Origin of the sequence: Xanthomonas arboricola pv. juglandis (assembly GCF_001013475.1) — a bacterium.
In the GTDB taxonomy this organism is placed as follows: Bacteria; Pseudomonadota; Gammaproteobacteria; order Xanthomonadales; family Xanthomonadaceae; genus Xanthomonas; species Xanthomonas arboricola.
Map to the genome: position 1 here is coordinate 387,094 of NZ_JZEF01000001.1, position 19,956 is coordinate 407,049.

At 65.2% G+C, this 19,956-nt stretch carries 17 protein-coding genes and 1 tRNA gene; 10 read left to right on the forward strand and 8 right to left on the reverse strand.

The window, feature by feature from the left end; translation table 11 throughout:
• Nucleotides 1-113 precede the first annotated feature (113 nt).
• Nucleotides 114-359 (forward strand): hypothetical protein, encoded by a 246-nt coding sequence (locus XARJCFBP2528_RS23115; RefSeq protein ID WP_053052070.1) that lies wholly within the window; start codon nt 114-116, stop codon nt 357-359.
• A 21-nt stretch (nt 360-380) separates the two neighbouring features.
• Here XARJCFBP2528_RS23115 and XARJCFBP2528_RS01585 read toward each other — a convergent pair whose 3' ends face one another.
• From XARJCFBP2528_RS01585 to XARJCFBP2528_RS01600, 4 genes are all read right to left on the reverse strand, one after another.
• Nucleotides 381-1,253 carry a DUF2884 family protein gene (locus XARJCFBP2528_RS01585; RefSeq protein WP_047124445.1) on the reverse strand — a complete coding sequence of 291 codons (873 nt, stop codon included), beginning with the start codon at nt 1,251-1,253 and terminating at the stop codon, nt 381-383.
• A gap of 203 nt (nt 1,254-1,456) precedes the next feature.
• A tRNA-Leu gene (locus XARJCFBP2528_RS01590) sits at nt 1,457-1,543 on the reverse strand.
• Nucleotides 1,544-1,685: 142 nt separating this feature from the next.
• Entirely contained in the window at nt 1,686-3,923 is a 2,238-nt protein-coding gene (locus XARJCFBP2528_RS01595; RefSeq protein WP_039528210.1) for a beta-glucosidase family protein, read from the reverse strand.
• 123 nt (nt 3,924-4,046) lie between these two features.
• The gene (locus XARJCFBP2528_RS01600) at nt 4,047-5,816 is read right to left on the reverse strand and encodes a M14 family metallopeptidase (protein ID WP_047124223.1); all 1,770 of its coding nucleotides are present in this window, start codon (nt 5,814-5,816) and stop codon (nt 4,047-4,049) included.
• 291 nt (nt 5,817-6,107) lie between these two features.
• Here XARJCFBP2528_RS01600 and XARJCFBP2528_RS01605 point away from each other — a divergent pair, with 291 nt between their 5' ends.
• Both XARJCFBP2528_RS01605 and XARJCFBP2528_RS01610 read left to right on the forward strand, forming a co-directional pair.
• Nucleotides 6,108-7,673: a POT-type proton-dependent oligopeptide transporter gene (locus XARJCFBP2528_RS01605; RefSeq protein WP_047124224.1), complete on the forward strand. Its 1,566-nt coding sequence runs from the start codon at nt 6,108-6,110 to the stop codon at nt 7,671-7,673.
• 7 nt (nt 7,674-7,680) lie between these two features.
• Nucleotides 7,681-8,289 carry a rhomboid family intramembrane serine protease gene (locus XARJCFBP2528_RS01610; RefSeq protein WP_039520379.1) on the forward strand — a complete coding sequence of 203 codons (609 nt, stop codon included), beginning with the start codon at nt 7,681-7,683 and terminating at the stop codon, nt 8,287-8,289.
• A 140-nt stretch (nt 8,290-8,429) separates the two neighbouring features.
• Here the strand turns inward: XARJCFBP2528_RS01610 and XARJCFBP2528_RS01615 are convergent, their stop codons facing one another.
• Nucleotides 8,430-8,630, reverse strand: a complete 201-nt coding sequence (locus XARJCFBP2528_RS01615) for a hypothetical protein (RefSeq protein WP_047124225.1) — start codon at nt 8,628-8,630, stop codon at nt 8,430-8,432.
• 216 nt (nt 8,631-8,846) lie between these two features.
• On the opposite strand from XARJCFBP2528_RS01615, the gene XARJCFBP2528_RS01620 reads away from it, so the two are divergent.
• From XARJCFBP2528_RS01620 to XARJCFBP2528_RS01630, 3 genes are all read left to right on the forward strand, one after another.
• Nucleotides 8,847-9,131, forward strand: a complete 285-nt coding sequence (locus tag XARJCFBP2528_RS01620) for a GNAT family N-acetyltransferase (RefSeq protein ID WP_039522678.1) — start codon at nt 8,847-8,849, stop codon at nt 9,129-9,131.
• Nucleotides 9,132-9,179: 48 nt separating this feature from the next.
• Nucleotides 9,180-10,025: a DUF3298 and DUF4163 domain-containing protein gene (locus XARJCFBP2528_RS01625; protein ID WP_047124226.1), complete on the forward strand. Its 846-nt coding sequence runs from the start codon at nt 9,180-9,182 to the stop codon at nt 10,023-10,025.
• 66 nt (nt 10,026-10,091) lie between these two features.
• Nucleotides 10,092-10,592 carry a MarR family winged helix-turn-helix transcriptional regulator gene (locus XARJCFBP2528_RS01630; protein WP_039520389.1) on the forward strand — a complete coding sequence of 167 codons (501 nt, stop codon included), beginning with the start codon at nt 10,092-10,094 and terminating at the stop codon, nt 10,590-10,592.
• 97 nt (nt 10,593-10,689) lie between these two features.
• Here the strand turns inward: XARJCFBP2528_RS01630 and XARJCFBP2528_RS01635 are convergent, their stop codons facing one another.
• Nucleotides 10,690-12,888, reverse strand: coding sequence for a M3 family metallopeptidase (locus XARJCFBP2528_RS01635; protein ID WP_193552795.1), 2,199 nt, complete (start codon nt 12,886-12,888; stop codon nt 10,690-10,692).
• 430 nt (nt 12,889-13,318) lie between these two features.
• Between XARJCFBP2528_RS01635 and XARJCFBP2528_RS01640 the strand changes: the two genes are divergently transcribed.
• Complete coding sequence (locus XARJCFBP2528_RS01640; protein WP_047124228.1) at nt 13,319-13,804, forward strand: glutathione peroxidase; 486 nt, start codon at nt 13,319-13,321, stop codon at nt 13,802-13,804.
• A gap of 160 nt (nt 13,805-13,964) precedes the next feature.
• Here XARJCFBP2528_RS01640 and XARJCFBP2528_RS01645 read toward each other — a convergent pair whose 3' ends face one another.
• Nucleotides 13,965-14,744, reverse strand: a complete 780-nt coding sequence (locus XARJCFBP2528_RS01645; protein WP_016902698.1) for a ferredoxin--NADP reductase — start codon at nt 14,742-14,744, stop codon at nt 13,965-13,967.
• Nucleotides 14,745-14,961: 217 nt separating this feature from the next.
• Complete coding sequence (locus tag XARJCFBP2528_RS01650; RefSeq protein ID WP_047124229.1) at nt 14,962-16,842, reverse strand: ABC transporter ATP-binding protein; 1,881 nt, start codon at nt 16,840-16,842, stop codon at nt 14,962-14,964.
• Between the two features lie 252 nt (nt 16,843-17,094).
• Between XARJCFBP2528_RS01650 and XARJCFBP2528_RS01655 the strand changes: the two genes are divergently transcribed.
• The 3 genes from XARJCFBP2528_RS01655 to XARJCFBP2528_RS01665 are packed head-to-tail and all read left to right on the forward strand — an operon-like array spanning nt 17,095 to nt 19,881.
• On the forward strand, nt 17,095-18,612 hold the full coding sequence (locus tag XARJCFBP2528_RS01655; RefSeq protein ID WP_016902700.1) for a fumarate hydratase: 1,518 nt from the start codon (nt 17,095-17,097) through the stop codon (nt 18,610-18,612).
• A gap of 23 nt (nt 18,613-18,635) precedes the next feature.
• Nucleotides 18,636-19,232: a hypothetical protein gene (locus XARJCFBP2528_RS01660; RefSeq protein ID WP_232618366.1), complete on the forward strand. Its 597-nt coding sequence runs from the start codon at nt 18,636-18,638 to the stop codon at nt 19,230-19,232.
• Nucleotides 19,233-19,245: 13 nt separating this feature from the next.
• A complete protein-coding gene (locus XARJCFBP2528_RS01665; protein ID WP_016902702.1) occupies nt 19,246-19,881 on the forward strand; it encodes a glutathione S-transferase family protein in 636 nt (211 codons plus the stop codon).
• Nucleotides 19,882-19,956: the final 75 nt, after the last annotated feature.

Here is a 19,956-nt window from a genome sequence, read left to right on the forward strand (position 1 = left end):
CCCTTGCCCGCCCACCATCACAGGACACGCCGCAAGTACGTCCATGTAGGCGCTTACGCGGCATCCATGCCGCGTAAGGTCCCGCGACGGTGGGCGGGCAAGAGCCAGTCGAGATGGTCGGTGTGCGTAGCGCTTTGCAAAGCAACCAGCAAACCGTTTGGAGCGGTGAGGGCGCTGCAGCCTTGACCGACGCAGATGCGGCGATTCGTGTGTTCGCGCTCAATGTGTTGCTGTTTCCGGCGTCCCGCAATGCGCTGGACAGCCTTGCCGAGGCGTATGAGGCAAGCGGAGATCTCGCCCGTTCGAGCGCCATCCGGCAGGGCATCAAGGACATGCACGCCCCGCCCAGGAAACAATGATCAGACCGAGGGCGTGAGGTCTCAGCTGTTTGTTGCTGGTTGCAGCTTGACTGCGCGGTTTGGTGGCGCGTCGCCGGTGTCGGACTTCGGTTCAGCCTGTTCGGTGTCATGGCGCGGCGTGTCGTCCTGTAGGGGCGCGAGCAGTTGCAGCGGCTTGCCCTGGTAGCGGAACTCGAGCGCGTCTTCTAACTGACGTAGTGCCTGCACCTGGGTGCACAGCGCGTTGGCGTTGGCCTCGATGGTGGATGCCTGGGCATCCAGCCTTGCATCCAGTTGGCCCTCCATCTGTTGGGCGCGTTTGTCGATTCCGTCCGAACGCCCGGTGACGATCTGCCAGAGCATGTGGCGCGCGATGCTGCCCTTGAATTGCTCGGCTTCGTGTTCGACGTAATTTGCGAAGTTGCCGTCGAAGGCCTTCTGCTCCCAACGCCCCTTGCCCAGGGTGCCGTCGACATACGCGCGTGCGCGTTTGCGCAGCCGTTCGATCTTGCGGGCGTTGAGCGCACTGCCGGTCATGACCTCGATGACACCGCCGAGTGCGTCGTAACTGAGGTCGATCACCTGATAGGCAATGCCGGCAACCTGCGGCATCAATGCGCGGGTCTGTTGTTCCATCTCCCAGAGGCGTCGTGCATCGGCCGTGCTGGTCTGCTGCAGCTTGTGGTCGATGCTCAGTTCGCCGCCGTGGAAGAAAATTTCGCGTGGCCAATCGCTGTCGCGGTAAAGCCAGATGCCGCCGCTGTCGGCGAGCACGTTGAACGATGTGCCGAGACCGCATTGCTGCGAAGACACCTGCGCGCGATGGCGCGGGGCATCGTGTTTGTCGGTCTGCTGTGCCCGTGCATGCAGACTGGCAACGGCCGGCAGCAGGGCAAGCCAGAGGAAGATGCGCATGGGGCGTGCTGCCGTCGTGGAGGCGTTGCGCATGGTCGCTACAGCGGCAACAGCTGGTCGCGTGTCGAAAGTCATTGGCGCCGCACCCTTGCGACGCTGCCGATCTGCAAACATCACCGATGCCGCACACCATCGTGTAATCGCATGGCCCAGACGCAAAAAACCCCGCCTGAGCGGGGTTTTTTACGATCTACCATGAGTCGTGGTGCCCAGGAGAGGACTCGAACCTCCACGAAGTTGCCCCCGCTAGCACCTGAAGCTAGTGCGTCTACCAATTCCGCCACCTGGGCGACTCAGGAGGCGAATTGTGCAAGTTGCGCGCGACGCTGTCAACGCATCCGGCACAAATTTTTCGTGGTGGCCGGTGTCTGCCGGCGACGGGAGAAGACAGCGTGGCGGACATGCGCACTGCATGCCCGCCACCACACCGGATTACGGCAGCTGCGCCGCCTGCAAGCTGACCTCTGCACTCTGCACCGTTTCGCTTGCCGAACGCGCCAACTGCACGCGGTAGGTGCCGGCGGCAATCGTCCAGTGACGCGCCTTGGCATCGAAGTCGGCCAGCGTCTTGGGTTCGGCGATCACCTGCACGGTGCGCTTTTCGCCCGGCTTGAGCGTGAGCTTCTGCCAGCCGATCAGGCGCAGCGGGGTGGCGTGGCCGTCGGGCAGGGTGACGTAGAGCTGCGGCACGGCGGCGCCTTCGCGTTGGCCGATGTTTTCCACCTCGAAGTTCGCCGTGAGCCGGCTGCCGTTGGTTTCCACGCGCAGCCCGCCCATGCGGAACTGCGTGTACGACAGGCCATGGCCGAACGCATAACGCGGGGTCAGCTTGCGCGCGGCGAACCACTTGTAGCCGACGTTGGCGCCTTCGATGGCGTAGTCGATGCTGTCTTCGCCCGGCTTGGCCGGCTTGAAGCCCAGGCCCGGGATCGAGGGACGCGGCAGCTGCGATTCGTCCACCGGCCAGGTCACCGGCAGATGGCCGGAAGGATTGACCGCGCCGGTCAGCAGGTTGGCGATCGCCTCGCCGCCGCCGATGCCCGGATACCACGCCTGCACTACCGCCGGCACGCGCTCGGCCCACGGCATGCGCACCGGGCCGTTGGTTTCCAGCACCACGGTAGTCTTGGGGTTGGCCTTGGCCACCGCCTCGATCAAGGCATCCTGATTGTCGGGCAATTGCATGTCCGGCAGGTCCACCGATTCGGCCGACCATTGGGTGGCGAACACGATCGCCACATCGGCGGCCTTGGCCGCGCGTGCCGCGGCAGCGCGGTCCTTGCCGTCGACATAATCGATCTGCACGTTCGGCAACGCGGCGCGCAGCGCCTGCAGCGGCGAGGACGGATGGATGATCACCGGGCCAGGCCAGGTGGTCGGGTTGAGGCCGGGTACGGCGTTGCCACCGTTGATGGTGTAGTCCACACGCGAGGAACCACCGCCGGACATCACGCCCTTGTCGGCATATCCACCGATCACCGCGATGCGGCGCACGTCCTTGGATAGCGGCAAGGTGGCCTGTTCGTTACGCAGCAGCACGCTACCTTCCTCGGCAACATGCTGCGCGGACAGCTGCCCGGCCTTGCCGTCGATCGGCTGGCGCTGGGTGGGATGATCGAACGCGCCGTGCGCGAACAGGCTGCGCAGCACGCGCTTGACCATGTCGTCGAAGCGCGCGCGCGGCACCACGCCGGCCGACACCGCCATGCGCAACGGTGCGTCGAAGAACACCGCCGCATCGAACACTTCGCCAGCCGATTGCTGATCGAGTCCGGCCAGGGCCGCCTTGGAGCCGCTATGCACGCCGCCCCAGTCGGACATCACGTAGCCGGGGTATTTCCATTCCTGCTTGAGCACCTGGTTGAGCAGGTAATCGTGCTCGCAGCCGTAGATGCCGTTGATCTTGTTGTAGGAGCACATCACCGAGGCCGGGTCGCCGATCTTCAACGCGATCTCGAACGCCAGCAGGTCCGATTCGTGCATCGCCTGCTCGCCGATCTCGGCGCTGTGGAAATTGCGGCGCGTCTCCATGTCGTTGAGCGCGTAGTGCTTCATCGTCGACAGCACGTGTTCGCTCTGCACGCCGCGGATCGATTCGCCGACCATGGTGCCGGCCAGCAGCGGGTCTTCGCCGGCATATTCGAAATTGCGTCCGTTGCGCGGGTCGCGCTGCAGGTTGACGCTGCCGGCCAGCAGCACATTGAAGCCCTGCTGCCAGGATTCGCGGCCCATGGTCTTGCCGCCGGCATAGGCCAGCTGCGGATTCCAGCTCGACGCGGCCGACGGCCCGGACGGCATCGCGGTGGCGAAGTCGCCCTTGCGGATGCCGCCGGGATTGGTCACGCCCACGCCGGCATCGGCCAGTTGCTGCGCCGGGATGCCCAGCCGTGGGACGCCGGGGACATAGCCTGCCGAACCCAGCGCGCCCTCGGGCTTGGGAATCTTGTCGGTGCCCAGGCCGAAGTAGCTGCGCAGCATCTGGAATTTTTCGTCCTCGCTCATCTGCGCGAGCAGACGGTCCGCGCGCTGGTCCGCGGTCAGCGCGGTGTCCATCCAAGGCTGCGCTGCAGCGGCGGTCTGTGCGCCGAGCGGGGCGGCAAACGCGGTGCTGACGCCAAGGGCGATGGCCAGCGCGAGACGGCGTGGCCTGGAGTGTGTAAACGGTTTCATATCGAGATGTGGCACGGGTGGTCCTTGTGGTGCGGTTGCAATCAGGGGAGGGCACCGCGGTGCCCGGGTTCGAAAGGCGCGCGTACGCGCCGATTTAGATGCTTGCCGGAAGCGGGCGCCGCCTCAGAACTGGGTCTGTGCCGTGCGCAACACCGGATACAGGCGGTAGCGCTCGTCCCAGGAGGAATGCAGGCGGGCGAAGAATTCCAGGCGTGCCTTCGGGTCGGCCGCGAAGGCCGCATCGCTGGCCAGGCGCTGTTCGAATTGCGCCTTCACTGCCGGGTCGCGCTCAAGCAGGTCGCGCGCGACCTCTTCGGCGACGTAATCCTCCATGTATTCCTTGCGCTCGAATGCGGTGTTGAACAGGCCCCATTGCAGCAGCGAATCCGGCGCCTGCGGTTCCAGCATCGCCATCACCAGGCGCGACCTGGCCTGGGCGATCGGCACGAACAAGGAGCCGGCCGGCACGGTGCGGGTTTCATCGCGCCATTGCCCGGTGATCTCCAGGTTCTGGTGGCCTTCGTTGGAACGCGCGGCAAAGGTTGCCTTATCGGCGCGGAAGCTCTGCACCGGATGGGCGGCAGTGGTGGCGATGGTGCCGAAGGCGATGCCGTGCAGGCGCAGTTTCTCCGCCACCAGCGCCGCTTGCGCGGCAGGCACCAGGTAGCCGCCGCGTGGCGCATCGACCACCACGTCCGGCTTGATCTGATCGCGTAACGGCACCTTCCAGAGTTGCGGCCTGGTCTCGTCGTAGCGCGTCATCAACGCGCCGGAAATCGGTGAGGGCGTACGCGTGTAGGCGTAACCACGGAAGGCCACGGTGCGTGCGGCCGGGCCGGCAGCGAAGCTCAACGGCTCCATCTCGCCGGCCAGCTTGGTGGCGCGCTGATCGGCCGCCAGCGCATCGGCGCGCCAGCGGGCGCCGTTGCGCGCGGCCTGCTGCAGCACCGACACGATGGCGTTGCGGGTGACGCGTACGCGCACCGGGTAGGTCTTCCACGAATGCGTTTCCACCAGCATGCCGAAGCGGTTGCGCAGCAGGAAATAGCCATGCGAAAACCGCGGCGGCGACACGTCGTCGGCAAAGCCCGAGGTCGGGTTGTCCTCGTGCACGAACGAGGGGTAATACGGCAGCGGCAGCGAGCCCTGTCTGGACAGGTCGGCAATCACCGCATCGCGCCAGCGCGTGCCGTCGCGTTGCAGCGTGGCATCGCCGGCGTGCACGGGTTCCACCTGCACCGACACGTCGTGCTCGAACTTGGCGCCATCGGTGACGTGCAGGTCCACATACATCAGCGGATCCCACTGCTGCACCAGCCGCAGCATCGCCTGCATTTCCGGCGCGTCGGCCTTGAGGTAGTCGCGATTGAGATTGAGGTTCTGCGCGGTGGTGCGCCAGCCCATTTGCTCGGGGCCGCGCTGATTGGGTCGGTTCCAGGCGCCGAAGCGCTCATGGCCGTCGACGTTGAACACCGGCACGAACACCCAGACCAGTTTGTCGAGCACGCCTTTGCCGGTTTTGCCGTCCAACAATTCGCGCAGGGCCAGAAAGCCCGCGTCCTTGCCGTCGATCTCGCCGGCATGGATGCCGCCTTGCACCAGCACTACCGGCAACTTGCGCTGCGCAGCGCTGTCGGCATCCAGTGCGCCGCTGGTGGAGACGATCAGCGCCTTCATCGGCCGGCCTTCCGGGGTGGTACCGAACTCGATGCAGCGCACCGCCTGCGGGTAGCGCTGCGCAAAGGCATCGCAGAGCGCGATGACTTCATCGTAGCGTCCGGTTTGCGCAAACCCGCTGCGCTCGGCCTGGGTGGTCAGCGGTTCGGCGGCCAGTGCGGCAGGGGCGGTGGTCAGCAGCAACAGGCTCAGGGCCAGGCGGGTGAAGCGGGGCATCCAGCGGTCCAGTGTTCCAGGAAAACGTTTGCAATGTAGCCGAGCCGGCGCAGCAGGCCAATCTGCACTGCGTCATGACTTGCGTGTGATCGGCGTGGTTGCGGCGTACCGACAGCATTTTTCGGCACGCCTGGGCCGGACGACGTGTCAGGTGCACCGCAACGGCGGCAACGAGCGCGGCGGCGTCGATGCATGCAGCGCGTATCCAAGGCCTTATCCCATGGTCTCGATGGCGGCCAACCGGCGGCCGCCGGTACGATAGCGCGTGTTTTCTGCGCGACCGGACTGCCCTTGACCACTTCCACCTTGCCGGGCCCCACTGCCGGTGCGCGGCTGCCGCGCCAGATACCCTTCATCATCGGCAACGAAGCCTGCGAGCGTTTCAGCTTCTACGGGATGCGCAACATCCTGGTGCAGTTCCTGATCACCTCGCTGTTGTTTCAGGAGGTCGGCGGACCCGGCCGCGAGGCCGAGGCCAAGCACATCCTGCACAGCTTCATGATCGGGGTGTTTTTCTTCCCGCTGCTCGGCGGTTGGCTCGCCGATCGCTTCTTCGGCAAATACAACACCATCCTGTGGTTCAGCCTGGTGTATTGCGCCGGGCATGCCTGCCTGGCGCTGTTCGAAGGCAGCCGCAGCGGATTCTTCCTCGGGCTGGGCCTGATCGCGCTGGGTGCGGGCGGCATCAAGCCGCTGGTGGCCTCGTTCATGGGCGACCAGTTCGACCAGTCCAACAAGCACCTGGCCAAGGTGGTGTTCGACGGCTTCTACTGGATCATCAACTTCGGCTCGTTGTTCGCCTCGTTGTTGATCCCGCTGGCGCTGAAGAATCTGGGCCCGGCGTGGGCATTCGGCATTCCCGGCATCCTGATGTTCGTGGCCACGCTGGTGTTCTGGCTGGGCCGCAGGCGCTATGTGCGGGTGCCGTTGCCGCCGAAGGACCCGCACGGCTTCGGTGCGGTGGTGCGCACCGCATTGCTGACACAGGCGCCGGGGCAGGGCCGTCCGGGCCTGATGCTGGCAGTGGTCTCGGTGCTGCTGGCGCTGGCTTGCTTGGCGCTGGTCGACCAGCTCGGCATCGTCATCTGCCTGTGCATGGCGCTGGTGCTGTTGCTGGCCGGCATCGGCGGCGGCACCTGGTGGCAGCTGGAGCGTGCGCGCGGCACCCATTCCGATACCGCGGTCGAAGGCGTGCGCGCGCTGCTGCGGGTGCTGGTGATCTTTGCGCTGGTGACGCCGTTCTTTTCACTGTTCGACCAGAAGGCCTCGACCTGGGTCCTGCAGGGGCGCGAGATGACGATGCCGGCCTGGTTCACCGCCTCGCAGATGCAGGCGCTCAATCCGCTGCTCGTGATGCTGCTGATCCCGTTCAACAATCTGGTGCTGTATCCGCTGCTGCGGCGTGGCGGCTGGGAGCCGACCGCGCTGCGCCGCATGACCTGCGGCATCGCCTTCGGCGGCCTGGCCTGGATCGCGGTCGGCGCCATCCAGATCAGCATGGACGGCGGCGAGCCGATGCATATCGCCTGGCAGATCCTGCCCTATGCGCTGCTGACCTTCGGCGAGGTGCTGGTGTCGGCCACCGGGATCGAGTTCGCATACAGCCAGGCACCGCCGTCGATGAAGGGCGTGGTGATGAGCTTCTGGTATCTGACCACCACGGTGGGCAATCTATGGGTGCTGCTGTCGAACGTGGCGGTGCGCAACGCCACGGTGACCTCCCACATCGCCGATACTGGGCTCAGCGAAGCGGCATTTCTGATGTTCTTCTTCGCGGCCTTCGCGTTCCTGGCGGCACTGGCCTTCGGCCTGTACGCGCGCGGGTATCGCATGGTCGACAATTACCGTTCTGCCTGAGGTCCGCATGATTACCCTGATCCTGATCGCCATCACCGGCATCGTCTCGTGGATGGCGTTCAACAACCGCAAGCTGGCCGACCGCCTGATCCTGTGGCCGCCGGCGCTGGACAAGCACAAGCAGTACGACCGCCTGGTCACCTACGGCTTCATCCATGCCGACCTGGGCCACCTGGTCTTCAACATGATCACGCTGTTCTTCTTCGGCCGGGTGATCGAAAACGTGATGACCCAGCTGACCGGCAGCGTGCTGACCTACCCGCTGTTCTATCTGGCGGCGCTGGTGGTCTCGATCCTGCCCAGCTATCTGAAGAACCAGAAGAACCCGAACTATCTCAGCCTGGGCGCCTCCGGCGCAGTGTCGGCGGTGTTGTTCGCCTTCATCCTGCTGCAGCCGTGGACCATCATCCTGGTGCTGTTCATTCCGGCGCCGGCGATCATCTACGCGGTGTTCTATGTCGGCTACAGCCTGTGGATGGACCGCCGCGGCGGCGATCGCATCAACCACAGCGCGCACCTGGCCGGTGCCGCGTTCGGCGTGATGTTCATGCTGATCATGGAGCCGCGCGTACTGCAGGTATTCCTGGAGCAGCTGTCCAATCCGCGTTTCGGCTGATCGGTTGGCAAACCGACCGCTGGCCGCCGGTGACACGCGCGGTTAGGTCGAAGGTGTCGGGATGAGCGGGTCGCCTTGGGCGGCCGAACCAGGACCCTCGCGAGTGCGCGAGCGGTCCTGGCGAGTGACGCGATGCCGGCTCAGGCCGCGTCGCGGTTCTGGTCGCCAGCGACGCTGCCGGCGGGCACCGACCCGTAGGCCTGCTGCAGGCGCTGGTACACCGTATCGTTGAGCTGCGCGAAGTCGGGGTTGTGGGTGTCGCCCTTGATGGCGAACTGGAACAGGCCTTCCAGCAGCGAGCTATCGCTGTCTGCGCTGTGTCCTGCCGAATCGTTGTGCATGCGATGACTCCTCGTAGGTAAGGCGAAGGCGTCGGCGACTCGCACCGGCCCGGGTGCAACGGGCGCCTTCGGCTCAGCTATCGGCGCGGTGCGAGCGAACTTAAGTGCCGGTCCGGCAGGCTGCGCGGGCGGTCACAGCATCGATTCATTTTCACGCAGGCGCGGCGCCGCGCTGGTCACACTGCCCGCCATCGTCACTGCCTCGTGCAGACCACCATGGAGGCAGCGACAGTGCAGGCAGACCACGATTCCACGCAGCAGCTCTTCAGCGTAGACACCGATGGACAACGTGCCGAGCTGGCATACCGTCTGGAAGGTGAGCGCATGACCATCACGCATACGCATGTGCCCGACGCGATCGGGGGACGCGGCATTGCCGCAGTGCTGGTCGAGGCTGCCTTGGCCCACGCGCGCCAGCAGGGCTACAAGGTCGTGCCTGCCTGCAGTTACGCCGAGGCGTATATCCGGCGGCACCAACAGTTTCAGGATCTGCTGGCCTGATCGCCGGCAGCGTGTCTTTGCAGATGTATCGATGGGGAGCAGGTGGGAATGGGGCGGTTGTCAGGAGTGAACGCAGTCCGGGGCTTGCTGATGCTGGCCGTGTTGGCAGGATGTACGCAGCGCGAGCCGACGACGGCCGAATCGGCACAGCCGGCAGCCGACGCAAGCGCTGCCGCGGCACCGCCGGCAGAGCCCGTGCTGGTGCAAAGCGGCCCGCTGGAGGATGTGATCGAGCAGGCACCCGCCTACATGGTGGGTATCAGCTATCCGCGTGGGCTGGACGCGTTTCCCGAGCTGAGCGCACTGATCCGCAGCTATGCGCAGGCAGCACGCGCCGAACTCATGGAGGCGGTGTCCGGGCTCGGCAACGACAAGCCGGCCGCACCTTACGAATTGTCACTGGCGTTCGAGACCGTATTGCAGACGCCGGACCTGATCGTCGTGTCCGCGGACGGCAGCCGCTATACCGGTGGTGCGCATGGCGAGCCGTTGGTGGCGCGCTTCGTCTGGCTGGTCAAGGAGCGCAGGCAATTGACCGCGCAGGCCTTGATTCCGGACCCGGCAGGCTGGGAAGAGATCGGGCGCGAGGTGGCCGTGCAATTGCACAACGCCGCCACCCAGCGCGTGGAAGCCGATCGCGTGCCGGTCGCAGAACAGGCCGAGCAGGTGGCCTCGGCCGATCGCATGATTGCCGAAGGCACTGCCGCGCAGGTCGACAACTTTGCCCAGTTCGTGCCGGTGCTCAATCCGGCCGGGCAGATCACCGCGCTTCGGTTCGTGTTTCCGCCGTATCAGGTGGGCCCGTATTCGGATGGCACGCAAACGGCCGAGGTCGCTGCCTCGACATTGTTGGCGTCGGTCGCGCCGGAATATGTACATCTCTTCGCACGCTGAGGTGTCACCCCGCAGATGATGTGATTGAATGGCTTGGCCATTCAGTAATGTAATCAAACGGGTGATATGAGTAGTTTCGATCCAACCGCAAGTCGCGTGGACCACACCTGTGTGCGCTATCCGGCGTTTCCGCGTGAACCAGCCGTCCTGGTGCGGCTGATCAAGCATCTCTACAAGCGACTGCATACGCAGGGTTGTGTGCGGCTGAAGCCATACGGCATCAGCCCGCCGGAATACGAGATTCTGATGATGCTCTACGGCACCCCGGAGCAGGCGATCACGCCTACCGAGGTGGCCGAGGCCGCCAGCGAAAAGCCGGCCAACATCACCCGGCTCACCGACCAATTGTGCGAGAAGGGCTTGATCGCGCGTGGCAGCAGCCCGGACGATCGGCGCAAGATCATGCTGACCTTGCAGCCTGCAGGCCTGGCGTTGATCAACAGCCTGCTTCCCGATGCCTGCACGCTGCTCAATGCAGAGACCTCCAGCATCAGCGATGCCGAGCAGGTGCGGCTGGAAAAGCTGTTGAGGAAATTGCTCGACGGCGTGGATTCGGTCGAGCTCTGAGCGCGGCGTCTGCGGCTCGCGCAGCACGTTTCATCGCGACCATCAAAAACGCCGCCCGGATTGCTCCGGGCGGCGTCTTGGTTTCAACGCGTTGCGATTACGGCTTGGACTGCGGCGCTTCCGGCGTGGCGCCATCGCCACCTTGCGCACTCAGGCCGCGCTTCTCGAGCAGGGGCTCGATCTGCGGCGCATGGCCGGCAAAGTTCTGGAACAGTTCCATCGCATCGACGCTGCCACCGCGCGAGAGCAGGGTCTGACGGAAGCGATCGCCGTTGGCGCGGCTCAGCCCGCCGTGCTGCTTGAACCACTGCTGGGTGTTGGCGTCGAGCACTTCCGACCAGATGTAGGCGTAATAGCCGGCCGCGTAACCGCCCATGATGTGGCTGAAATACGGGGTCTTGTAGCGCGGCGGCACCGGCGCGTAGGCGATGCCGTCCTGCTGCAGGGCCTTGGCTTCGAATGCCATCACGCCTGCTGCGTCGGGCACCTGGCTGGCGCTGATCTGGTGCCAGTTCTGATCGAGCATGGCCGCACCCAGATACTCGGTGGTGGCAAAGCCCTGGTTGAACTTGGAGGCGGCAATCACCTTGTCCAGCAGCGCCTGCGGCATCGGCGTGCCGTTCTGGTAATGCTTGGCGTAGTTCTTCAGGATCGACGGCTCGTCGGCCCACATCTCGTTGACCTGCGAGGGGAACTCGACGAAGTCGCGCGGCACGCTGGTGCCGGAGAAATACGGGTATTTGACGTCCGAGAACATGCCGTGCAGCGCATGCCCGAACTCATGGAACATGGTGGTCACTTCATCCCAGGTCAGCAGCGTCGGCTGGCCAGCCGGCGGCTTGGGGATGTTGAGGTGGTTGGCGACCACCGGCTTGAAACCGGTCAGCGCCGACTGCGACACGTAGGAGTTCATCCAGGCGCCGCCACGCTTGGATTCGCGTGCATACATGTCGGCGATGAAGATCGCCAGCTGCTTGCCGTCGGCGTCGAACACGTCATAGACGGTGATGTCGTCGCGGTAGGTCGGCAGATCGGTGCGCTGCTTGAAGGTCAGGCCGTATTCCTGATTGGCCGCATAGAATACGCCGTTTTCCAGCACGTTCTTCAGCTCGAAGTACGGCTTGAGCTGGGATTCGTCGAAGTTGTACTTGGCCTGGCGCACCTTCTCGCTGTAATAGGCCCAATCCCAGGCTTCGAGCTTGAAGCTCGGCTTGCGCGCGGCCTTCTGTTCCTTGTCGATCATCGCCTGCAGATCGGCCGCTTCGCGCTTGGCATTGGCCACTGCCGCCGGTGCCAGCTTGCCCAGCATCGCGTTGACTGCTTCCGGTGTCTTGGCGGTCTGGTTTTCCAGCGAATAGGCAGCGTAGGTCGGGAAGCCGAGCAGCTTGGCCTTGTCGGCGCGCAGCTTCATGATGCGCGCCACCAGTGCGGTGTTGTCGTACTGGCCGCCGTGGCTGCCACGCGACACCGAGGCGTCGTAGATCTTCTTGCGCAGTTCGCGATTCTTCAGCTGGGTCAGCGGCGGCTGGCCGGTGGTGTTGAGCAGCGCGATCACGTACTTGCCGTCGAGCTTGCGCGCCTTGGCGGCTTCGGCGGCAGCGGCAATCTGCTCCTCGGACAGGCCATCGAGCTGCTTGACGTCATCGACGACAACGGCGGCGGCATTCACTTCGGCCAGCACGTTCTGGCTGAAGGTGGTGCCTAGGTTGGCCAGCTCGGCATTCATCGCCTTGAGCGTGGTCTTGTCGGCATCGGAGAGCTTGGCGCCGTCGCGTACGAAATCGCTGTAGTACTTCTCGACCAGGCGCACGCCCTGTGCGTCCAGGCCCAGCTTGCTGCGCTGGTCGTACAAGGTCTGGATACGCGCGAACAGCTTGCCATTGAGCGAGATCGCATCGCGGTGCGCGGCGAACTTCGCCGAATAGTCGGCCTGCAGTTTCTTGCGCGCGTCGTTGGTGTCGGCACCGACCAGGTTGAAGAACACCGTGGTGGCACGATCCAGCGTGGCGCCGCTTTTTTCCAGCGCGATGAGGGTGTTGTCGAAGCTCGGCTTGGCCTTCTGGTTGGCGATCTTTTCCACTTCCTTCAGCTGCTCGGTCATGCCGGCGTCGAAGGCGGGTGCGAAATCGCTGTCCTTGATCTTGTCGAACTGCGGGTAGTGCAGCGGCAGCGTGCTGTCGGCAAAGAAGGGGTTGGCTTGGGTGGCGGCCTGCGTGGTGGCAGGTGCGGCGATGCTGTAGGACGGCATGGCAAGTCCCAGGGAAGCGGCCAGGGCAAAGGCGAGACGGGTGGTCAAGAGGGTGGCTCCAAAGTGCGAACCGCCGAGGCTACCCCAGCCGGGCCGGACAGGCGTGTGACAAAAGGCATGGCTGCACGGTCATTGCGCCGCCATCAGGCGGGCACGAGCGGTGCTGGTCTTGTGGGCACATGACCGATGACACCATGCGCGCGCAGCCGCCGGACCGGCGCTGCCAGTACGCGGTGCGGCGTGTTCCACTCGGCTGCATTCCGGCTGCTCGGCGGGCAGCGAGGTCTCGATCGGTCCGCCTGACGGATGCTGGCCGGTAGCGCGCCGTGGCAGCGGCCGGGACCAGCGGGAAGGGCCAACTGGCTGCGGCGACGGATTCGTTGAAAACCGCCCCTCCCGGCTGACACGCTCGGCAACCGCGATGCGACACCGCGGGCTGCTGGGTTACGCTGCCCACCTCGCACACTTCAGGGCAGCCATGAGCGACATCTCCACGTTCGAATTCACCGACCTGGAAGGCCGGCCCCGCTCGCTGCGCGACTACGCCGGCAAGTTGGTGCTGGTGGTCAATGTCGCTTCGAAATGCGGCTTTACCCCGCAATACGCAGGCCTGCAGGCGCTGTGGCAGCGCTATCGCGAGCGTGGTCTGGTGGTGATCGGGTTTCCCTGCGACCAGTTCGGTCACCAGGAGCCGGGCGATGCCGCGCAGATCCGCCAGTTCTGCTCGCTCGATTACGCGGTGGATTTTCCGCTGGCCGAGAAGATCGAGGTCAATGGCAGCGGCGCGCATCCGCTGTGGCAATGGCTCAAGCGCGAACAGCGCGGCGTGCTGGGATCGGAAGCGATCAAGTGGAATTTCACCAAGTTCCTGATCGGCCGCGATGGCACGGTGCTGGAGCGTTACGCCCCGACCACCAAGCCGGAAGCGCTGGCAGCAGATATCGAGCGCGCGCTGGGCGCGTGATCGCGCAAGGCGCGTTACTCAAACCGTAGGAGCGCACCTGGGCGCGATGAGGCATTATCGGGAACGCTTCATCGCGCCCGGGTGCGCTCCTACGACAGTGCATGCCGGCGTCGCGGTCTGCGTAAACGCCGCATCGCGCGGGCGTTTCACGCGCGCCGCATCACTTCTCGACGAAGGCGCGCTCGAACACGTAATGCCCCGGCGTGCCGATGCGTGGCGAGGTCTGGAAGTCACGCGCATCCAGCAGGCTGCGCAGGTCGGCCAGCATTTGCGGGCTGCCGCAGATCATGAAGCGGTCGTTGGCCGGATCCAGCGGCGGCAACCCCAGCGTCTGCTGCATGCGGCCATCGGCCATCAGCTCGGTCAGACGGCCCTGGTTGGCGAACGCCTCACGCGTCACCGCCGGGTAATAAAGCAACTTCTCGCGCAGGATGTCGCCGAGGAATTCGTGCTGCGGCAGCTCGCGCTCGAAGTAGTCGCGATAGGCCAGATCCTGCACGAAACGCACGCCCTGGGTCAGGATCACCTTGTCGAAACGCTCGTAGGTTTCCGGGTCCTTGATCACCGACAACCACGGCGCCAGACCGGTACCGGTGCCCAGCAGATACAGGTTGCGGCCCGGGTGCAGGTCGCTGATCAGCAGCGTGCCGGTGGGCTTCTTGCCGACCAGCACCTTGTCGCCCGGCTGGATGTGCTGCAGCCGCGAGGTCAGCGGACCGTCCGGCACCTTGATGCTGAAGAACTCCAAGTGTTCTTCCCAGTTGGCGCTGGCGATCGAGTACGCACGCAGCAACGGGCGTGTCTCGGTCTCCAGACCGATCATCACGAACTGCCCGTTCTCGAAGCGGAAACCGGCATCGCGGGTGGTGGTGAAGCTGAAGTAGGCATCGGTCCAGTGACGGACCTCAAGCACCGTTTCGGCGCCGAAAGCGGAAGACATACCGGTAAGTGTCGTGGGAAGAGTACCTGCCAATTCTACCTCAAGCCGGCCAAATGAGAGAGGCTCTCATTTGGCCGGGAATGGGGAATGGTGAATAGGGAATCGGTTCAGCTGCATAAGGATCCCGGATGCCCCCGGGGCAAGACGTTCAGCACCGATCAGACGCCGGGAACGCCGCTTTTAACGATTCCCGAATCTCTATTCCCGAATCCCGGCCTCACCGATACCCCGCCGCCTGCAACTCGAACAGCTCTGCATAGCGCCCGCCCTGGGCCATCAGTTCGGCATGGGTGCCGTTGGCCTCGATGCGGCCCGCGGCCAGCACCAGGATGCGGTCGGCCATGCGCACGCTGGAGAAGCGGTGCGAGATCAGCACCGCGGTGCGGTTGTCCGACAGCTCCTTGAAGCGCTGGAACACCTCGAACTCGCTGCGCGCATCCAGGGCGGCGGTGGGTTCGTCCAGGATCATCAGCTGCGCATCGCGCATGTAGGCGCGCGCGATGGCGATCTTCTGCCATTGCCCGCCGGACAGGTCCACGCTGTTCTTGAAGCGGCGTCCGACCAGCTGGTCGTAGCCATCGGGCAGGCTGTCGATCAGCTCGCCGGCCATCGCACGCTGCGCAGCGGCGCGGATGCGCGGCACATCGTCCATCGCATCGACCTGGCCGACACCGATGTTCTCGCCCACGCTCAGGTGATAGCGCACGAAGTCCTGAAAGATCACGCCCAGGTTGGCGCGCACATCGTCCAGGTCGTAGTCGCGCAGGTCGCGGCCATCGAGCAGGATGCGGCCTTCGTCCGGGTCGTACAGCCGCGCCAGCAGCTTGACCAGGGTGGTCTTGCCGGCGCCGTTTTCGCCGACCAGCGCCAGCACTTCGCCGGCACGCAGTTCGAAATCCAGATGCCGCACCGTCCACTGTTCGGCATCCGGGTAGCGGAAGCCCACGTCCTCGAACACGAAGCCCTGGCGGATCGGTCGCGGCACCAGCAGCGCGTTCGGGCGCGAGCGGATCTCCGGCACGATGTTGAAGAACGAATACAGATCGTCCAGATACAAGGCCTGGCCGGCGACCTGCGAGAACCCGATCAGCAGGCCTTCGAGCAACTGGCGCAGGCGCAGGAAACTGCCGGCCAGGAAGGTCAGATCGCCGATGCTGAAATCGCCGCGCACGGTGCGCCAGGCGATGTAGCCATAGGCCATGTAGTAGCCCAGGGTGCCCAGCGCAGCCAGCAATGCGCCCCACAACGCACGCTTGCGCGCCAGCGCGCGGTTGGCCTGGAAGAACTTGTCGGCCAGCCGGCGATAGCGCGCGATCAGGAAGCGGTGCAGGTTGAGGATCTTGACTTCCTTGGCGGTCTCGACGCTCGCGCCGACCTGGCGCAGGTAGTCAAGCTGGCGCCGCTCCGGCGTCCACTGGAAGTTGAGCGAATAGCCCAGCGCATTGAAATGCGCCTCGCCGATGAAGGCCGGGATCAGCGCGATCGCCAGCAGCAGAATCAACCACGGCGCATACACCACCAGGCCCACGGCCAGGCTGACCACGGTGATGGCGTCCTGCACCTGGCCAAACAGCTGGCTCATCAGGTTCATGCGGTTCATGGTCTGGCGCCGCGCGCGATCCAGCTTGTCCTGCCGGTCGGGGTCTTCGAAGTCCTCCAGATCCAGCTGCGCGGCATGCTCCATCAGGCGCACGCTGGCGGCGTTATTGAACAGCTCCGACAACAAGGCATCGGCGTAGCCGACCAGCCGGCCGAGCAGGTCCGAGCCGATCGCCAGGGCCAGTTCCAGCGCCAGCAATTCCAGCAGCCGGTTCAGCCGGCCGCTGCCCAGCGCCTGCGCCAGCGAGTCGAAGGCCGGCGGTTGACCGACCAGGTGGATCGCCTCGTCGATGATCAGTTTGCCGATATACAACGAGGCCACCGGCATCAACGCGCGCAGCACGCGCAGGCCGATGCTGCTGGCGCTCAGCCAGCGGCTGGTCTGCCAGATCTGGCGCAGGAACGGCGGCAGGTTGCGCAGCGCATCCAGGCGCTCGCGCAGGGTGGGGCCGGTACGGGGAGCGGCAGGCGCAGGGGCGCCGGAACGGGAGGCTGACATCGGCTTAGTGTGCAGCGCCACGCGTCGGCGCGGGGTGTTGGAGGTGCACCGCGCCCACGGCGGAATGGGTGCGCTGCCGACTGCACGCGTGCAAGCAACGTGGCCGCTTGCCTGTAGCGCGCCAATACCGCGGGGGCAGCCCCCGCGTGCGATCGCAGGCCCGATCAATCGCCTCGATTGACGCAACGCCCGGACACGCCGGGAGTTTCGACTAAAATGGCCGGATTGCCCCCGCCAGCCGTAGAGCCAGCCGTGACCTCGATCAAGCAGGAAGACCTCATCCAGTCCGTCGCCGACGCGTTGCAGTACATCAGCTACTACCACCCGGTCGACTACATCAGGAACCTGTCCGCTGCCTACGAGCGCGAAGAGTCGCCGGCGGCCAAGGATGCCATCGCGCAGATCCTGATCAACTCGCGCATGTGCGCCGAAGGCCATCGCCCGATCTGCCAGGACACCGGCATCGTCACCGTGTTCCTGGAGATCGGCATGCAGGTGCGCTGGGACGACGCCACCATGGGCGTGGAAGACATGGTCAACGAAGGCGTGCGCCGCGCCTACAACCACCCCGACAACAAGCTGCGCGCCAGCGTGCTGGCCGACCCGGCCGGCAAGCGCACCAACACCCGCGACAACACCCCGGCGGTGGTCAACACCAAGATCGTGCCTGGCCACCATGTCGAAGTGATCGTCGCGGCCAAGGGCGGCGGTTCGGAGGCCAAGAGCAAGTTCGCCATGCTCAACCCGTCCGACTCCATCGTCGACTGGGTGCTCAAGACCGTGCCGACCATGGGCGCAGGCTGGTGCCCGCCGGGCATGCTCGGCATCGGCATCGGCGGCACTGCCGAAAAGGCCATGCTGCTGGCCAAGGAAGCGCTGATGGAGCCGATCGACATCGTCGACCTGCAGGCGCGCGGTGCCTCCAATCGCGCCGAAGAGCTGCGGCTGGAGCTCTACGAAAAGGTCAACGCGCTCGGCATCGGCGCGCAAGGCCTGGGCGGCCTGACCACGGTACTGGACATCAAGGTCAAGGATTACCCGACCCATGCGGCCAACCTGCCGGTGGCGCTGATTCCCAACTGCGCGGCCACCCGCCATGCGCACTTCACCCTGGACGGCAGCGGCCCGGTGATGCTGGACCCGCCGTCGCTGGAAGACTGGCCCAAGCTCACCTACAACCCGACCAACGCGCGCCGGGTCAACCTGGACACCATCACCCGCGAGGAAGTGGCCAGCTTCAAGCCGGGCGAGGTGGTGCTGCTCAACGGCAAGCTGCTGACCGGCCGCGACGCTGCGCACAAGCGCATGATCGACATGCTCAACAAGGGCGAAACCTTGCCGGTCGACTTCACCAACCGCTTCATCTACTACGTCGGCCCGGTCGACCCGGTGCGCGATGAAGTGGTCGGCCCGGCCGGCCCGACCACCGCCACACGCATGGACAAGTTCACCCGCCAGATGCTGGAGCAGACCGGCCTGCTGGGCATGGTCGGCAAGTCCGAGCGCGGCGATGCGGCGATCAAGGCGATCCGCGATAACAAGGCCGTGTATCTGATGGCGGTCGGCGGCTCGGCCTATCTGGTGTCCAAGGCGATCAAGGCCGCACGCGTGCTGGCATTCGAAGACCTGGGCATGGAAGCGATCTACGAGTTCGAGGTCAAGGACATGCCGGTCACCGTGGCGGTGGATTCCACCGGCGAATCGGTGCACAAGACCGGCCCGCGGCAATGGCAATCGCGCATCGGCAAGATTCCGGTCGTGGTGGAATAAGTAACCCTGGAACGGCGACGCACTTGCACTGCGTCGCCGTTTTCAGTTTGGGCGCCGCGCGTGCCCGCTGTTCGCGCGCTGCCTATGTGCTGGAAAAAACGCCTGCATGCGTGTCTCACCTAGGGTGGCGGGACGGCCCAACAGGAACGGGCTATGCTCGGGGTATACATGCCGGCACCCTCAGGAGAACAGGAATGCTCCGTCTCGTCTGCCTCGCCGTCCTGGTGTGCGCCAGCCTGCCGCTGGCAGCGCAACAAAAGACCCAGCCCACCGTGCTGTTTCCGTCCGGCAACTATGCGCCGCAATCCACCGCGCCAGTACCGTTTGCCGAAAAAAAGCCGCTCAAGCCCAGCGACACCGCAACGCGCTTCAACGGCCCCTCGGCGATGGAGCGCTGCATCGCGCAGTGCAACCACCGCGCCGCGCAGTGCGCCGCCGACCGGCCCAGCGAAAGCAGCTGCCGCATGGCGGTTGCACCACGCGGAAAGAGCTGCGATGCAATCCAAAATCCGGCGCAGCGGGCCAATTGCATGGCCCAGGTGTTCGATTGCACGCAGCAGAGCGATGTCAATCGCTGTGAACCCCGCAAGCTCGCCTGCTTGTGTTCCTGTACCAACTGACGAAGGAGTTTGCATGACCACCACGCTGTACCACGCGCCCAGCACTGCCGCACTGGTCGTGCATTGGCTGTTGATCGAACTTGATGTACCGCACGTACTGCATCCGCTGGACTTCGACCGGCGCGAGCAGAAATCGCCGCAGTATCTGGCGCTCAATCCGGCCGGCGTGGTGCCGACGCTGGTGCTCGACGGACACGTGCTGACCGAGGCGGCCGCGATCGTGCTGCATCTGGCCGACCTGCATCCGCAGGCCGCGCTGGCACCCCCAGTCGGCACTCCCGAGCGCGCGGCGTACTACCAGTGGATGTTCTTCTGCGCCAACACCTTGCAGCCGGCGTACCGGGCCTGGTTCTATCCGGACGAGCCGGCCGGCGCCGCGCACGCGGATGCCGCGCAATCCCAGGCACGCGCCAGACTGGAGGCGGCCTGGGCCCGGGTCGATGCACACCTGCAGGCCAATGGCCCGTATCTGCTCGGGCAGACCCTGTCGGCGGCCGATTTCATGCTGACCATGATGATGCGTTGGTCGCGCAACATGCCCCGGCCCAGCGATACCTGGCCGGCCTTGCAGGCGCATGCGCAGCGAATGAAAGCCCGCCCGGCATTTCAGGAAACCTATCGCCGCGAGGGTCTGACGGACTGGACCTGAACCGAAGGGCGCGGGCCGCGAAATCGTGTCGACATAAGCTCCGGTCGCGCCGTGGTGCCGCGCCGTGGTGCCGCG

Coding starts and splice junctions, on each gene's coding strand:
- XARJCFBP2528_RS23115 (WP_053052070.1), top strand. CDS start 114: ATGGTCGGTGTGCGTAGCGCTTTGCAAAGCAACCAGCAAACCGTTTGG.
- XARJCFBP2528_RS01585 (WP_047124445.1), bottom strand. CDS start 1,253: ATGCGCATCTTCCTCTGGCTTGCCCTGCTGCCGGCCGTTGCCAGTCTG.
- XARJCFBP2528_RS01595 (WP_039528210.1), bottom strand. CDS start 3,923: ATGAAACCGTTTACACACTCCAGGCCACGCCGTCTCGCGCTGGCCATC.
- XARJCFBP2528_RS01600 (WP_047124223.1), bottom strand. CDS start 5,816: ATGCCCCGCTTCACCCGCCTGGCCCTGAGCCTGTTGCTGCTGACCACC.
- XARJCFBP2528_RS01610 (WP_039520379.1), top strand. CDS start 7,681: ATGATTACCCTGATCCTGATCGCCATCACCGGCATCGTCTCGTGGATG.
- XARJCFBP2528_RS01615 (WP_047124225.1), bottom strand. CDS start 8,630: ATGCACAACGATTCGGCAGGACACAGCGCAGACAGCGATAGCTCGCTG.
- XARJCFBP2528_RS01620 (WP_039522678.1), top strand. CDS start 8,847: ATGGAGGCAGCGACAGTGCAGGCAGACCACGATTCCACGCAGCAGCTC.
- XARJCFBP2528_RS01625 (WP_047124226.1), top strand. CDS start 9,180: ATGGGGCGGTTGTCAGGAGTGAACGCAGTCCGGGGCTTGCTGATGCTG.
- XARJCFBP2528_RS01630 (WP_039520389.1), top strand. CDS start 10,092: ATGAGTAGTTTCGATCCAACCGCAAGTCGCGTGGACCACACCTGTGTG.
- XARJCFBP2528_RS01640 (WP_047124228.1), top strand. CDS start 13,319: ATGAGCGACATCTCCACGTTCGAATTCACCGACCTGGAAGGCCGGCCC.
- XARJCFBP2528_RS01645 (WP_016902698.1), bottom strand. CDS start 14,744: ATGTCTTCCGCTTTCGGCGCCGAAACGGTGCTTGAGGTCCGTCACTGG.
- XARJCFBP2528_RS01650 (WP_047124229.1), bottom strand. CDS start 16,842: ATGTCAGCCTCCCGTTCCGGCGCCCCTGCGCCTGCCGCTCCCCGTACC.
- XARJCFBP2528_RS01665 (WP_016902702.1), top strand. CDS start 19,246: ATGACCACCACGCTGTACCACGCGCCCAGCACTGCCGCACTGGTCGTG.